This window comes from Veillonellales bacterium, assembly GCA_039680175.1.
Lineage (GTDB): Bacteria > Bacillota > Negativicutes > JAAYSF01 > JAAYSF01 > JBDKTO01.
The window spans coordinates 93,009-106,427 of the sequence record JBDKTO010000051.1; the positions used below are offsets into that span (position 1 = coordinate 93,009).

The window sequence follows — 13,419 nt, forward strand, 5'->3', positions numbered from 1 at the left end:
GATGAGAAGAAAGACATTAGTATTCATGATCAGCAGTTTTTTGATGTTGAGCTTTGCGTTAACCGGCTGTGGTTCCCAAAATTCTACTTCGAACCAGGCTCAGCAAAATACAGCGTCCCCAAAAGTTAAGGTGGGATATTACGGCGGCACCTGTGAAGCACCGGTTTACGTTGCCTTTGAAAAAGGTTTTTTTAAGAACCAGGGCCTTGACGTAGAATTGGTTAAAGTATCGGGTGACGTGCTCAAAGAAGGAATCGCAACCGGAAAGATCGATGCGGTGCAGGTGTCACCGGGTTTATTAAAACCAATTGAACAAGGCTTGAATATCAAAATTACGGACGGAGTACATACCGGTTGCATTCAAGCCGTTGCGGCGCAAGATTCCGGCATATCTTCCTTACAAGATCTAAAAGGTAAAACAATAGGGGTTGATGCAATCGGCGGGGTTCCCATGGTTCTATTATCAGTAGAACTTGGTAAATTGGGGATAGATCCGAAAAAAGATGTTGAGTGGCGGGCCTATCCATCGCCTCAATTATCCCAAGCCTTAGAGAAGGGGGATATTGCAGCTTTTGCAACCTGGGATCCTTTTGGTGAAATCGCAGTTGGTAAAGGTGCACGACTGATTTTTAGCAGTACCCATGACCCACAGTATCATGATCAGTTCTGTTGCTTTGTCGGCATTAACGGTGATGTAGCACAGAAGAACCCGGAAATTGCCAAGAAAATTACCGCTGCAATTCGGGAGGCCGGTGAGTGGATTGCCCAGCATCCGCAAGAAACGGCAGAGCTGGCAGTGAATAAAAAATATATCGGTGGCAGTATAGAGCTAAATACGAAACTCCTAAGTGATTATCAATTCAAGTCTAGTCCTTCCCTGGCCCAAAGCAGTCTCCTATTCCATTTGGAGAGTATGCACGAACAAGGAATACTGGATTCCAGCACCGATCCCAATGAGTTATTACAGCACATGTTTTTAAGTTTAGACAATTAAGAATAGAAAATGAGGCTATTAACCATCAATGGGTTGGTAGCCTTGTTATTTTATACTGATAAAACCGATAATAATTTTGTAATATTCGTTGCATAAAAACATTGATAGGAAATGTTTTTAGAGAAGAATTATGTGGAAAACATGTAACTGATAAGTCTTAACGTACTAGGTTCTCTTTATCTTTATTGACAGAACTTGGTATAAAGAATATAATCATAATATAAGCATATAAGAATATAATAATTATAGAGGTGCTTTTATGATAGAAAAATACACAAAGTTTTTTAAAGCTCTTGGTGAACCTACACGTCTAAAAATACTACGACTTTTAGTAGAAAGAGAGATGTGCGTTTGTGAGTTAATGAAAGTTTTAGACATGAATCAACCTCGTATTTCACAGCATCTAAAAATTTTAAAGGAAGTGGGAGCTGTTAAAGAGCGTAAGCAAGCGCAATGGAGTTACTATTCGGTGTGCTGCGAAGATTTTCAAGACTTTATTAATGCCTTTGCTATTTTCATGACGGAAGATATGAAAAATATTACTGATTTGTCCAGTGAATATCAAAGAATGAAAATCTGTAAAAAGTGATAAGGAGGCCTAGTGTGAAATTATTAGTAAATTTTAAAGTCGCCTTTTTAAATGGCATTTGTCCCTTCCCTATCTCATATTTAAATAATTTCAAGTAATCTTCATTAGAAGTGTAAGACGGGGCGAGGTTTTTTGTTGATAATCATTAACTATGATAGAAAACAAGGGAGGCAAAAAAATGGATGGTAATGAAGTACGTGAATTGGTTCGTCAAAAATATGCGAAAGCGATTACTGCCAAAAAGGGCTGTTGTGGTGGCTCAAGTTGCTGTGGCTCGAATGACAGCAAGGCTGCCAACCTGATCACTGGAGGATTATACGATGCCAATGAGGTGAAAGAAATTCCGGCAGAAGCCGTGTATGCCTCGCTGGGCTGTGGGAATCCGACGGCACTGGCGGAATTGCACCCTGGCGAAACCGTACTTGATTTAGGAAGCGGTGCCGGACTTGATGTTTTGCTTTCCGCCAAAAGGGTAGGAGCTTATGGGAAAGCTTATGGCCTGGATATGACGGACGAAATGCTTGCCGAGGCAAATGCCAATAAGCTAAAGGCGGGGGTAACCAATGCTGAATTTTTAAAAGGCCACATCGAGGAAATGCCTTTACCCGAAGCGGCAGTTGATGTGGTGATTTCCAACTGTGTAATTAATTTGTCGGTTGATAAAGATCAAGTATTCCGGGAAATTTATCGTGTCCTAAAGCCTGGCGGCCGGGTTGCGGTATCTGATATTGTAACCACAAAGCCATTGTCAGAAGGTATTAAGCAGAATTTACTAGCTTGGGCCGGCTGCATTGCGGGAGCGCTTTTTGACGAAGAGTATAAAGCCAAATTAGCAAAAGCCGGTTTTAAAGATATTGAAGTTGAAATTACCAGAAAGTACGACTTAACCGAACCATCCGCGCAGAATCTTGTTCCTGGATTTACGGATGCGGAGCGTGTTGAATGGAACGGGGCATTGGTCAGTGCGTTTATCCGGGCCAAAAAGCCAAGTAAGCAATTGGTTGTAGATAAAGATTTTAGAATCAGGCAGGCGGGACAAGAAGATTGGGAGAACATACACGCGCTGTTAAGTAAGAATGGCCTCCCGACAGCGGGCGTCGATTCTGCCTGCGAAAATTATTATATCGCCCATAATCATCAGGAACTCATTGGGGTAATCGGATTCGAGCCTTATGGAACAGCGGCACTGCTACGCTCGCTGGCCATTAAGCCTAAATTCCGGAAAGCGGGTGTTGCCCATGAATTAATAAACCATGCTTTACAGGCAATACGAGAGGCTGGATTTACCGATATCTATTTATTAACGAATACAGCCGACCAATATCTGGCTCGATATGGATTTAATAAGATTGAGCGCAGTAAAATACCGGCTAATGTGTTAACAACTTCTGCACTTGGTGATGCCTGTCCAGCTTCAAGTACATGCATGCATTTGAAAGTATAAAAGAGGGAGGGTGCCAAGTGTTCGATCATGGATATGAATTTGAGCAGGTTTATGAGGAGTTTCAGCCTAAAATTCATCGCTATTTGACGCGGATGATTGGTCCTAAAGAAGCGGAAGATTTAACACAGGAAGTTTTTATTAAAGTCGGCAAAGCGCTAAACACTTACCGCAAAGAATCCCAAATGTCTACATGGATTTATCGCATCGCTACCAATGCGGCAATTGATCGAATGAGAAATCCTTCTTATCGGCGAGAACTGGTCGGAAAGCAGCCAAATAGCTGTCTAAATAAAGTGAATCATACTGAAGATGCGGGAAACGGGGCTGGAGTATCGTGTCAACCTTGCTCAATGGAAGAGCAAGTGGTTCACAAGGAGATGAACGATTGTATTCGGGGTGTTATAGAAAATCTTCCCGATAATTACCGGGTAGTTGTTATTCTAAGTGAACTAGAAGGACTAAAAAATAAAGAAATTGCTGAGATATTGGAAATAAGCCTGGACATGGTAAAAGTACGCCTCCATCGCGGAAAGGCAAGGCTGAAAAAGGAACTGTTGAATTATTGCCAATTTTCCTGGGATGAACGTAATGAATTTATCTGCGATCCTAAAGTACCGGTAAAAAATAAGAAATAGAAGATTAGCAAGTGTATCTTTTTTGTCCTCACCTTCGTCTATAGATGTAGAAGGAGGTGAGATAATTATGAGTTTGGATGGGCGGATCACAGCGTTGATTTCTATTGGAGTATCGGTCGGTGTAAACTGCCAGCCATGTTTGCAATATTATATTGCTAAGGCCAAAGAAAATGGAGTGAGCGAGCAGGAGATTCAAGAAGCAATCGAGGTGGGGCAGGCAGTGAAGAAAGGTGCGGCATATAAAATGGACGAATATATTGCGACTTTCTTTGATAAGAGTTCCTCAGTGCAACCACCAGCCAGCAAAGGATGTGGGTGCGGTTGTTTATGCTGATTCACTACATTTTATTCACAGACTGAGGTATCGATCGCCGAATAGAAAATTCATCGTAGGCACATATAGCATGTTGGCTTTTTCATTTGCTATATGTGCCTACGCGTAACAGAGGGGTGAAGAGGATGGGATGCTTTCCTTATTGGGGGGCCAATTCAGGCTTTCCGTGGTTTTTGTGTATCCTACCGATATTGTTTTTTCTAGGTATGTTTATGGTCTGTGGGTTTAGGCGCAGATGGCGATTCGCTAATTGCTGCAATCAAGAGACGTCGGGTCTGGCCGACGAGGTATCCAGACTTCGCAAAGAGTTAGAAGAAATTAAAAAAAAATAAGATTAGTGAGATCTGGTAGTTATGTTACTTATTGGGGGTTTGAAATAACACAGGGGAGGAAATGACATGTCAACCGGATGTGGACAAAAAGGTAGTGAAGCACGGATTTGTCCAGAAGGGGCAAGGTATGTAGAAAAAATATTGGCAGGCCCACCTCGAAAAGCCATCCTGGCCTGTGAAGGTGGTTGTATTAAAGGTGAAGTCGCCCGTGTTGCCGCTAATATATTGGCGTATCAGTTGGAACGGGATTCTGCTGTACGAATATGCCTGGGGGATGCTGTAACCGGCGATTCCGGTTTTGTGGAACTGGTGAAACAGGCTCCTGAAACCATTATAATTGAAGGCTGTTTTCTACACTGTGGTACACAGATAATGAAAACGCGTATTCCAGATTTTGATCCTGTCGTTGTGGAGGCAATTCGATTATACAGTTTTAATCGTGAAAAGTATTTTGAAATCTTCGATATACCCAGGTCAGAACTAGAGCAATATGCGAAGAGGGTCGCAGATTATGTTCAGCAGACAAAATTTCAAGGTGCACAGATTGATGAGTCGCAGCTTGATGTAGGTTGTTGTAGCTGTTCTTCTGGCAAATAAATTTAATTTATCAGTTTCATGCTGATCTTTATTAACGTTTTGGTGATTTACGGAGCTATTCAAATTTTTTAAATAGGAGACTTACGATGGGGTGTTGTAATAATGCAGAAGAAAACGGAAGGGTTTTATATACCTGTTCAGGCGCTTGTGATTTGGGGCAGATAACCGATCTATTAGGCCGCAAACTTAGAAAAAATGGATATGCCCGTTCCTCTTGTAGCTGCCTTGCGAGTATTGGAGCGGGTATTCGGGCTTATGTTGACAAAACTAAAGCAGCGGCGGAGGTAGTTTGCATTGATGGCTGCCCAACTGCCTGCGCCAGTAAGATGATTAAAAAGATTGATGTAGAACCTAAGGTGTATACTCTCACTAAAATGGGAATTCCAAATGGGAAAGTACAGATATCTGAATCGCTGATTAATGAGTTATATAATCGAATCATTGCTGATTAAAAAATGCAGGGAGTGTTTTTCATATGGAAGAAATTACTTTTCAGGAACTATTGGAAAAGTATCCTTCTTTACATACCTATATCCGTCAACAGCACAGGACGAGCAGAAATTTAACGGATATTTTAGCAGATTGCGGTTACCGTTTTGCAAGAATAGAAGATATAGTGTGTGTACAAAAGGATAAAAATAATGAGGTAAAAAAATTTTTAGAGTGTTCGGTTGTCAAAATTCAACAGTGTTTATGATTGATTTTTGGTCTGTGGAGAATTTTTTGTAATGATGGTTTTGGAGGAGATTAATTTATACAAAATTAAATATAGGGACTTGGCGATTGCCAAGCCCTATATTTACGCAAGATTGCTTTGACTTAAAACATACTCAATAACACCCTGTTTAGGAATCTTCCAAACCCGGTTATAGCGAAATGCTTTCACCTGACCCGATGATAATAAACTATAAGCAGCATTTTTTCCGATGGATAGCATTTCGCATAGTCCTTCCACGTTGACCACGTCGTCATATTGCTCAAACATCATTACATTGCCCCTTTAACTATTTTTTAATAATATGTTCTCGTAGTAATAAAGAGAAAATGTATTGATTAAAATAGGAATGCTAAAATAGTAATAATGGAAGATAAACAAAGACACCTTTATTTGGTTAATCTTGATTTCATATAAGCTTCGAGAGCTTCTACTGGTATTTTCCACGCTTTTCCCGCCTTATAAGCATCCAGTTCGTTATTATGAATCATTTGATAAATCCTTTGCGAACTGACACTAAGCAGACTTGCGGCGTCGGATACATGCAGAGCCAGTTTTTCAATTTGCATTGGGCTTCACCTCCTCATCTTTTTTATCATTATGTTAGCTTAATAAAGCGCGGAATGTGTTAGCAGCGTTGACTTCGTCAAAATTCAGTTGCATGACAGGTTAAAAAAATACAATTATATATTATAAAATTGACACTGGCAGGTTTTATGGAGGTCCCATAAACCCTTGCAAAGGAACATACTAAAGGAACATAGAAAAGCACTGACTTTTGCGGTCAGTGCTTTTCCTGTTTCGAGGAGGAATACTGCTATGCCTATTGACAAAGAGGAAACGCCATTGGAATGTCTGTCGGAGGAAACCTTATTAAGTGAATTTGTAACCCCGGCTGCTGCCAAACAGCTCATTGCGGAATATGCCAGTATCTACAATATTCTGAAGCATACGTCGGAACAGCAGTTGGTCGGTATTACCGGTATCGGCAAGGCCAAGCTCAGAAAGCTTGCCTGCATTAAAGCGGTGATCCAGCGGATGGAGCAGGAACGGAAAAAGCAGATCCAAAGAGTCAGCAAACCCCAGGATGCAGCAGACTACTGCTTCGACATGCAGGACTTACGGCAGGAAGAATTCCGTGTTTTACTGTTGGACACAAAAAATAAGATATTGGCGCAAAAATGTGTTTTCATCGGTACCGTCAACTCCTCCCTGGTATCCGCAAGGGAAGTATTTCATGCAGCAGTACAGAATATGGCGACTAATATCATCGTTCTGCACAATCATCCCAGCGGTGAACCGTCTCCCAGCCAAGAAGACAAAGAAGTAACAAAGCGGTTAGTACGGGCGGGGAAGATACTAAACATCCCGGTCATCGACCACATCATCATCGGTAAAAACGGGTATTTCAGCTTTAAAGAAGGCGGCTATATGGATTCCTGTTGAGGCAGGAAGGCGAAAAAGCTTAGCTGCCATTTTCCTGCGTTGGCGTGAAAATCATCCACAGACCGGGCATTATCGTACGAAAATAAACAGCCTGAAATTGCGGATTGTAACGGACAGTTAAAGTTTAATAACTATTCTCTAAAGCCGGAAAAATCGGGATATGCGATAATTTAGGTAGAGAGCGGGGTGAGTACATGGAACTAGAATACCGGGATAAATTACGTCAGGTCGGATTGAACATCAATTATTACAGGCGATACAGGAAACTGACCCAGCTGCAGCTGGCGGAAAAAGTTCATATATCGCCGTGCTATGTAAGTCAAATCGAGCGTGGGTTGGTAAAAAATGCGGTTTCATTGCCAGTACTCATCACCATCGCCGATGTTTTACATATTGAGCTGGCAGACCTTTTCAAGTTTAGAGCAGTGCCAAACTCCAAGGAAGCAGGGGGATAAAAACGATTTTACCATTGCCGGCTACATGCGGCAGTATCTATTTTCTTTACCAATCAATTGCCCGTAAAGTAACCGGACCCCATACATAGGGAGTTGAGCTATTTTAAAAGGAAAAGATGTGAGCCAATCCGGTAAGGTGATTGTCAGGGCGGTTCTTGCCGTTTTATTAGCACCGATTCAGAATTTCTTTTAGGATAGGAGGAAAATTTGTGTTAGATGTAATCATCAACTATGCCTATATCATTTTCGTCCCCATCATTGCCATTGCCGGAACGGTTTGGTATATGAACAGCCATACAATCATTTCAACGGGACCGGAAGGAGAAGCAAAAGGCTGTCTGGGTGTCTTTATCACCTTCGGTATTGTAGGGGCGATACTCGTGACCTTTGCGATGTATGCCCTGTCTTGGTGCATACAATTCTTCCTGACACACTGGAAATGGTTTGCCGGTGGTGCCGTGATTTTAGTTGTATTGCTGCTGTTTGGAAATCAACGGTCGAACCCGACCAGCGAGAAGGCGGAGGGTAAAAAGTAGACTCTATATTAGGTCAAGCGGCAGAACGGCCTTTAACTGCTGGGAGAATATATGAAAAAGTATATATTAACTGTGCTGGCCGCAGTATGTTTGGTATTTACTTTCGGGAATGCCCAGCCAGCAAATGCTCAGCATTTTGACTACGATGAAGCCTATCAAATTCTGCAAGGAGCATGGACGGATGAATCTCCTTCCCATACAAACCCTCAACCAAGATATCTGGTATGGAGGAGCAATGACGGCTCCGAATGCAATATTGTCAACGGGAAAGGTTATACAGATCCTGACGGTAATAGCATAATTTATTTTGATTATAAAGGTACAAGGGCATATGCGAATGTAACCTATTATCCTGATCAAGGGAAATATTACGCTAGAATTTATGCATATATGAATACATCTAAAAGTTGGCTTACCCTTTATGATTGTTTATCTAAAGACAGGTAATATAAAAAGTAAGGATTAAAGCTTGATGGACCAAGTATGTTTCTAGAGAAACTATACATAGCTTTGCACTGACTTAAGGGGTCAGTGCTTTTTTGTGCCAATTTTAAAATCAAGAGGCAGAGGAGAGAAGAAAATGAAACAAGGTAGAACGTTACTGGAACTGGGAACCGAACTGGACCGGCAGAGAAAAGCCCGGAAAGACTATATTGCCGATACCCGCAATCTGGAAGTCGAGACAACCGGCAGGAATACGGTGTTATCCATCAGCCTGGATAATGCAATGGAAAAGTTTGTACTCAATGAACTGGCCCATCAGCAGATTGCTTCCCGGCTGCAAATCCCATACCGGTACTATCAAAAAATGCGGGAAGAATACCCGTCCCTATTGGACGACAACATCAATAGCTGGTTTATGAAGGCACCGGAAAAAAGAATGATTCGGACGCTGGATAACAACGTCAGAGCGTTCTTATCCGACCGGTACCGGCGGCTGGATCATCTGGAGCTTTGCGGCGCGGTACTGCCGGTCATTCAGGAAATGAAAGGGGCGGAAGTGATTTCCTGCGACGTAACAGAGACCCATTTATATCTGAAAGTCCTCAATAAAAAGCTTAAGGCCGAAGTGGCGGTTGGGGATCAAGTGCAGGCTGGGATCGTGATTAGTAACAGTGAAGTGGGTTTAGGTAGTTTGAAAGTCGAACCTTTGGTGTTCCGTTTAGTGTGCAAAAACGGACTGATTGTAAAAGACTTTACCCAAAAACGCTATCACGTCGGCAAGCAGGTAGAGACCGACGATCCGGCGTATGAACTGTATTCCGAAGAAACCTTACGGGCCGATGACAAAGCTTTCTTTATGAAAATACAAGATACGGTTCGCGCAGCGGTGGACGAGGCAAAATTCAACCTGTCGGTCGAGAAGCTGAGAACTGCTGCCAACGAACCCACCGGACCGGACCCTATTAAGACCGTAGAACTGCTGGCGGACAAGTACATTTTATCGCAAAGCGAGCAAGGCAGTATCCTGCGGTATTTTCTGATGGGCCGGGACAGCAGCCGGTATGGACTGATTAATGCGGTTACCCGCAGTTCCCAGGACGAAGCGGACTATAACCGGGCAACAGAGTTGGAGAGGCTTGGCGGAGAACTGCTGGCACTACCACTACAAAGGATGCTGTCCGCTCCGTCCCGTGAGCCGGTAATGAGAAATGTGACCCATCTGGCCAAACGGCTGGAAATGGCATAAGAAAGGAAGAATGATCAAATGTTTCTGTCCCATTGTTTTGCTTACACCCATATCGCGGCTGAAATCCGACAGCAACAAGATTGTGTAGCCATAGAACTCAAAGATGAAAATAGGACCAATCTACAAATTACCTTTAGCTATCTCCAGGCCAAAACACTGGCGGAGGGATTGTCCGCCATGACGAGTCAGGCATCGTTAACCGAAGTACTGGCTCCAAAGTGCGGTTTTATCTTGGGAGATATGGCCGTTCATTTTGTATTACCTATCGAAAAAGAAAATCAGCAGGAAGGAGAGGAGCAAAGATGCCGGCCCAATATTTTACCTGCCCCGACGGCAGAACCATCCCTATCAAAGAGTGCCTGACCGCTTGCCCCAGAAAGCAACGATGTATGTTCCTACCGACCTTAAGGGCGGTAGCTAAATCCTTAAACAGAGGGATTAAGGAACCGACGGTTACGGAGCTTATTGCCGGTTCAAGGGAAACCTATCTTAAGAAAACAGTGGACTATGCTGTGAACCCCCAGGATGTCTTGTATGCTTTGCATGGGCAGGCCGTGCACAAAATTAATGAAAATCATACCGAAGGAGATATTTTGTCAGAAATCCGGCTGTATGACGGAGTGAAAAGCGGTTCCTTTGACTTATATGGCAAGATTATGGATGAAGAAGAAGGAGTATTGGGAGATCTTAAAAATACCAGCTCCTACAAGCTCATGAAGGCGCTCGGCATTTATAAAGTCGATGTAGCGACGGGTGAAGTCTATAAAACCGGATTGAAAAAAGGTTTGCCTAAAACCAGAAAAGAGTTCCGCTACGACGGTGTAAGACACATCATGGATTGGGCCATGCAGCTGAATGCCTACCGTCTTTTGCTGGAATCGGAAAATTTTACGGTAAAACGCATGGTCATACAGGCCATGTGCCGGGATAACAGTCTCAGAATTGCTTCGGAGAGAGGAATTGATAAAACCATCTACCTTATTCCCATTTATAAGCTATCCGATCATTGGCTGAAACGCTATTTCACCGCTAAAGCAAATAGCCTGCAGCACGCTTTAGCCAATAAAGAACTGCCGGAGATTTGTAAGCCCAGAGAACGCTGGCATGACAGGAAATGTTTGGATTACTGCGTAGTGGCCGGATATTGCCCTTACGGACATGTAATACAACAGAAACACCAAAAATCGGCAAGCTGAAGGAGGCGTATTATCATGCAGAAATTGGCGGCAAAATTGGTAAAAGTAATGCACGAAGTGGCATATGTAGCGAAGAATGGCAACAATGAATACCATGGCTATTCCTATGCGACCAGTGCCGACGTATTACAAAAAATCAATGCGGCTTTGACGAAGTATAATATTTGCTCCATTGCATCACCGGAGGTCATCAGTATGACCGATGTAACCACGGCAAAAGGAAATACAGAGCACCTGGCAACGGTAAAAATCAGTATTCTGCTTGTAGATGCGGAAAGCGGTGAAACCGTGACGATTGCCGGGTTGGGCTCCGGTCAGGATATCGGCGATAAGGCTGTCATGAAGGCCGAAACGGCAGCGATTAAGTACAGCTATTTGTTGTCGATGGCTATCCAAACAGGCGACGACCCGGAGGCTGATACTCAAACTGATGAAGCAATGGAAGAACAACCGAATATGGATACTGCCGGTAAAAAGAATGTTAAGCAAACCCGTAATACTTCTAAAGCCACGGTATGTGCGGACTGCGGAGTTGAGATTTCCGAAAAAGTTAGGACATATTCGGCAGGAAAGTATGGGAGACCGTTATGTATGAAGTGCCAACAACAGCAGCATAACGTGGCATGAAGCTTTAAAATAACTCTAATTTAGTTGATTAGGGTTATTTTTTATGCTTTGAGCAGAGCGAATCTACAAAGGTTTTTGTTAACAAAAACTGTATTATATATTTGAGAGCTATGATTTCCAGATGGCGACGCTTTCAAACTATTATCATCTATTACATTTATAAACCAAATGGCTAATTATTTGCTTGTTTCCCCAGTTTCCCCATAAATTTAATGTTCTGGCTTATAGGGTATGATCCAATATTGGGGAAGTTGGGGATATATATTAAAGTTTCTGTATTTAAAGCCAATTTTGGTTTTGATAACTAATGCATATTGGCTTTCAAACCTACCATTATTAGCCTGTTTGGCGTAAAATGGACATTTATTCGAATGCAAAACTTCAATAACAAGTGCCGTATAGTTACGATGATCGATTTTAAAATGTGTAATTCTACTTAATCTGCTTAAACCACCCGCTATGCGGGTGAGAACTGAAAAAGTTATACCTTGACGTAAGAAAACACCGGTTTACTACCTAGATATAGAAACCTTCTGGATATTACTTACAAAGATTTTGTTTTCCGAGTAAATAACTACTAGTTGATTCGTTAGCTATAGCTACAAGGGGGTCGATCAAGCCACCCGTTTTACGGGTGGTGCTATAAACCCGCAAGTAGTTCTGGAAAACTGCACTTCTTTGCACGTACCCGGTTATGCCTGATTTCATGCGGGCCACCGGGATTTTTTACGCGCGCCGCCGTCCGCAAGTAGTTTGGGAAAAAAACAAGGATAAAAAACATTTGAGACAATTTTGTCCGCGATTAAAGGACATGTTATAGACAGCCTTTAAACTCCCTTAAATACTGATTTAAAAGCATTTAAAGGCGTCTATTTTTGGCCGAAATTTAACCTTTGACGTCATGTAACTAAGGAACTAGAAAGGAACTAAAATAAAAAAAGCCACAACCGCTTATAACATAAGGTTTTAAAGCAGTTTAGGCCACGGAAAGGTAAGGAACTTTTTAAGACATGCCATATTAATAAATATAACAAAAAATCCGTATTAATATACGCATTATACAACGATAAATAAAAATCTTTGAAAATGATTTGAATTTAGCATTACAATAAAAAAGAATCTGATATAGAAAGCGAGATGGTCATGTATTGCCGCAGCAATATATAAAAACATTTAATGATGATAATTCCCAGGCGGGCGGCAACCTCTCGCCAATTTATGCTGCTACCAGCGGAATCATGCGTGAAGTTTTTTTTCCGTCAGCGTAGCACAATGTTCTTTAAAAGCGTTTTGAAATTGAATTTTAGCCCAGCCACGCAGATCGGCATCGCCACTCTGCATAAGTTCAGTTAGAACATCGAACATCTCTTTTAAGTCGGGGTCAAATATGGCCTCGACTTTTTGTATTTGCTGTGATGACTCGACCCCTGTTAATATCCAATCAACAGAGCACATTAATTTCTGAGCAATATTTTTTAGTGCAAGAGCACCGGGCAATGAACCATTTTCCCAATTGCTCACATTGCCGGAAGAAACACCGATTAGCTGTGCAAATTTAGCCTGAGAGAGACCCGTTCTTGCTCGCAGCTCTTTCAATCTATTTACAATTTCTTGTGTTTCGTCATTTAAATGCATAGCCTCACCCGCTTTGCTACATTAAATTTAATTTAAAATAATTGACTATACATTAATTTTAATGTAAAATGAATTTGTGCAGTGAACTTGTACACATATTATTCCCAAAAATAACCGCGTTTAACGCACGCGGCGGAGGGTGGTGAATAAAGTGGTATTTCCTGATATTTATATTTCTTTCCGCTAAGGCATGA

At 42.1% G+C, this 13,419-nt stretch carries 19 protein-coding genes; 16 read left to right on the forward strand and 3 right to left on the reverse strand.

The features are described 5' to 3' along the window. The first annotated feature begins 1 nt into the window (after position 1). From ABFC84_08605 to ABFC84_08640, 8 genes are all read left to right on the forward strand, one after another. Positions 2-994 carry an ABC transporter substrate-binding protein gene (locus ABFC84_08605; protein MEN6412810.1) on the forward strand — a complete coding sequence of 331 codons (993 nt, stop codon included), beginning with the start codon at positions 2-4 and terminating at the stop codon, positions 992-994. Positions 995-1,253: 259 nt separating this feature from the next. Next, on the forward strand, positions 1,254-1,583 hold the full coding sequence (locus ABFC84_08610) for a metalloregulator ArsR/SmtB family transcription factor (protein MEN6412811.1): 330 nt from the start codon (positions 1,254-1,256) through the stop codon (positions 1,581-1,583). A gap of 178 nt (positions 1,584-1,761) precedes the next feature. Beyond that, entirely contained in the window at positions 1,762-3,027 is a 1,266-nt protein-coding gene (gene arsN2, locus ABFC84_08615) for an arsenic resistance N-acetyltransferase ArsN2 (GenBank protein ID MEN6412812.1), read from the forward strand. Between the two features lie 17 nt (positions 3,028-3,044). Further along, positions 3,045-3,662 carry a sigma-70 family RNA polymerase sigma factor gene (locus ABFC84_08620; GenBank protein MEN6412813.1) on the forward strand — a complete coding sequence of 206 codons (618 nt, stop codon included), beginning with the start codon at positions 3,045-3,047 and terminating at the stop codon, positions 3,660-3,662. A gap of 67 nt (positions 3,663-3,729) precedes the next feature. Then, positions 3,730-3,996 (forward strand): carboxymuconolactone decarboxylase family protein, encoded by a 267-nt coding sequence (locus tag ABFC84_08625; GenBank protein MEN6412814.1) that lies wholly within the window; start codon positions 3,730-3,732, stop codon positions 3,994-3,996. A gap of 398 nt (positions 3,997-4,394) precedes the next feature. Then, positions 4,395-4,925 carry a putative zinc-binding protein gene (locus tag ABFC84_08630; protein MEN6412815.1) on the forward strand — a complete coding sequence of 177 codons (531 nt, stop codon included), beginning with the start codon at positions 4,395-4,397 and terminating at the stop codon, positions 4,923-4,925. Positions 4,926-5,011: 86 nt separating this feature from the next. Next, positions 5,012-5,377, forward strand: a complete 366-nt coding sequence (locus ABFC84_08635; protein ID MEN6412816.1) for a putative zinc-binding protein — start codon at positions 5,012-5,014, stop codon at positions 5,375-5,377. A gap of 23 nt (positions 5,378-5,400) precedes the next feature. Next, complete coding sequence (locus tag ABFC84_08640; protein MEN6412817.1) at positions 5,401-5,622, forward strand: hypothetical protein; 222 nt, start codon at positions 5,401-5,403, stop codon at positions 5,620-5,622. A 102-nt stretch (positions 5,623-5,724) separates the two neighbouring features. Here ABFC84_08640 and ABFC84_08645 read toward each other — a convergent pair whose 3' ends face one another. After that, a complete protein-coding gene (locus ABFC84_08645) occupies positions 5,725-5,913 on the reverse strand; it encodes a helix-turn-helix domain-containing protein (protein ID MEN6412818.1) in 189 nt (62 codons plus the stop codon). A gap of 116 nt (positions 5,914-6,029) precedes the next feature. Beyond that, complete coding sequence (locus ABFC84_08650) at positions 6,030-6,209, reverse strand: helix-turn-helix domain-containing protein (protein ID MEN6412819.1); 180 nt, start codon at positions 6,207-6,209, stop codon at positions 6,030-6,032. Between the two features lie 250 nt (positions 6,210-6,459). Here ABFC84_08650 and radC point away from each other — a divergent pair, with 250 nt between their 5' ends. The 8 genes from radC (at position 6,460) to ABFC84_08690 (ending at position 11,590) form a co-directional block, all read left to right on the forward strand. Beyond that, positions 6,460-7,086: a DNA repair protein RadC gene (radC, locus tag ABFC84_08655; protein MEN6412820.1), complete on the forward strand. Its 627-nt coding sequence runs from the start codon at positions 6,460-6,462 to the stop codon at positions 7,084-7,086. Positions 7,087-7,280: 194 nt separating this feature from the next. Continuing rightward, positions 7,281-7,541: a helix-turn-helix transcriptional regulator gene (locus ABFC84_08660; GenBank protein MEN6412821.1), complete on the forward strand. Its 261-nt coding sequence runs from the start codon at positions 7,281-7,283 to the stop codon at positions 7,539-7,541. A 209-nt stretch (positions 7,542-7,750) separates the two neighbouring features. Then, complete coding sequence (locus ABFC84_08665; GenBank protein ID MEN6412822.1) at positions 7,751-8,077, forward strand: hypothetical protein; 327 nt, start codon at positions 7,751-7,753, stop codon at positions 8,075-8,077. A gap of 51 nt (positions 8,078-8,128) precedes the next feature. Then, positions 8,129-8,524 (forward strand): hypothetical protein, encoded by a 396-nt coding sequence (locus ABFC84_08670; GenBank protein MEN6412823.1) that lies wholly within the window; start codon positions 8,129-8,131, stop codon positions 8,522-8,524. A 133-nt stretch (positions 8,525-8,657) separates the two neighbouring features. Further along, entirely contained in the window at positions 8,658-9,767 is a 1,110-nt protein-coding gene (locus ABFC84_08675; protein MEN6412824.1) for a DUF932 domain-containing protein, read from the forward strand. An 18-nt stretch (positions 9,768-9,785) separates the two neighbouring features. Next, positions 9,786-10,130, forward strand: a complete 345-nt coding sequence (locus ABFC84_08680) for a hypothetical protein (protein MEN6412825.1) — start codon at positions 9,786-9,788, stop codon at positions 10,128-10,130. Positions 10,131-10,156: 26 nt separating this feature from the next. Beyond that, positions 10,157-10,963 carry a hypothetical protein gene (locus ABFC84_08685; protein ID MEN6412826.1) on the forward strand — a complete coding sequence of 269 codons (807 nt, stop codon included), beginning with the start codon at positions 10,157-10,159 and terminating at the stop codon, positions 10,961-10,963. A 15-nt stretch (positions 10,964-10,978) separates the two neighbouring features. Then, entirely contained in the window at positions 10,979-11,590 is a 612-nt protein-coding gene (locus ABFC84_08690) for an ERF family protein (protein MEN6412827.1), read from the forward strand. 1,236 nt (positions 11,591-12,826) lie between these two features. On the opposite strand, the gene ABFC84_08695 is transcribed toward ABFC84_08690, so the two are convergent. Next, the gene (locus tag ABFC84_08695; protein ID MEN6412828.1) at positions 12,827-13,225 is read right to left on the reverse strand and encodes a helix-turn-helix transcriptional regulator; all 399 of its coding nucleotides are present in this window, start codon (positions 13,223-13,225) and stop codon (positions 12,827-12,829) included. Between the last annotated feature and the right edge of the window lie 194 nt (positions 13,226-13,419).

Excerpts from the sequence above, each read along its gene's own strand:
- ABFC84_08605 (MEN6412810.1), top strand. The coding sequence starts at position 2 with ATGAGAAGAAAGACATTAGTATTCATGATCAGCAGTTTTTTGATGTTG.
- ABFC84_08610 (MEN6412811.1), top strand. The coding sequence starts at position 1,254 with ATGATAGAAAAATACACAAAGTTTTTTAAAGCTCTTGGTGAACCTACA.
- arsN2 (MEN6412812.1), top strand. The coding sequence starts at position 1,762 with ATGGATGGTAATGAAGTACGTGAATTGGTTCGTCAAAAATATGCGAAA.
- ABFC84_08625 (MEN6412814.1), top strand. The coding sequence starts at position 3,730 with ATGAGTTTGGATGGGCGGATCACAGCGTTGATTTCTATTGGAGTATCG.
- ABFC84_08630 (MEN6412815.1), top strand. The coding sequence starts at position 4,395 with ATGTCAACCGGATGTGGACAAAAAGGTAGTGAAGCACGGATTTGTCCA.
- ABFC84_08635 (MEN6412816.1), top strand. The coding sequence starts at position 5,012 with ATGGGGTGTTGTAATAATGCAGAAGAAAACGGAAGGGTTTTATATACC.
- ABFC84_08640 (MEN6412817.1), top strand. The coding sequence starts at position 5,401 with ATGGAAGAAATTACTTTTCAGGAACTATTGGAAAAGTATCCTTCTTTA.
- ABFC84_08645 (MEN6412818.1), bottom strand. The coding sequence starts at position 5,913 with ATGATGTTTGAGCAATATGACGACGTGGTCAACGTGGAAGGACTATGC.
- ABFC84_08650 (MEN6412819.1), bottom strand. The coding sequence starts at position 6,209 with ATGCAAATTGAAAAACTGGCTCTGCATGTATCCGACGCCGCAAGTCTG.
- radC (MEN6412820.1), top strand. The coding sequence starts at position 6,460 with ATGCCTATTGACAAAGAGGAAACGCCATTGGAATGTCTGTCGGAGGAA.
- ABFC84_08660 (MEN6412821.1), top strand. The coding sequence starts at position 7,281 with ATGGAACTAGAATACCGGGATAAATTACGTCAGGTCGGATTGAACATC.
- ABFC84_08670 (MEN6412823.1), top strand. The coding sequence starts at position 8,129 with ATGAAAAAGTATATATTAACTGTGCTGGCCGCAGTATGTTTGGTATTT.
- ABFC84_08675 (MEN6412824.1), top strand. The coding sequence starts at position 8,658 with ATGAAACAAGGTAGAACGTTACTGGAACTGGGAACCGAACTGGACCGG.
- ABFC84_08680 (MEN6412825.1), top strand. The coding sequence starts at position 9,786 with ATGTTTCTGTCCCATTGTTTTGCTTACACCCATATCGCGGCTGAAATC.
- ABFC84_08685 (MEN6412826.1), top strand. The coding sequence starts at position 10,157 with ATGTTCCTACCGACCTTAAGGGCGGTAGCTAAATCCTTAAACAGAGGG.
- ABFC84_08690 (MEN6412827.1), top strand. The coding sequence starts at position 10,979 with ATGCAGAAATTGGCGGCAAAATTGGTAAAAGTAATGCACGAAGTGGCA.
- ABFC84_08695 (MEN6412828.1), bottom strand. The coding sequence starts at position 13,225 with ATGCATTTAAATGACGAAACACAAGAAATTGTAAATAGATTGAAAGAG.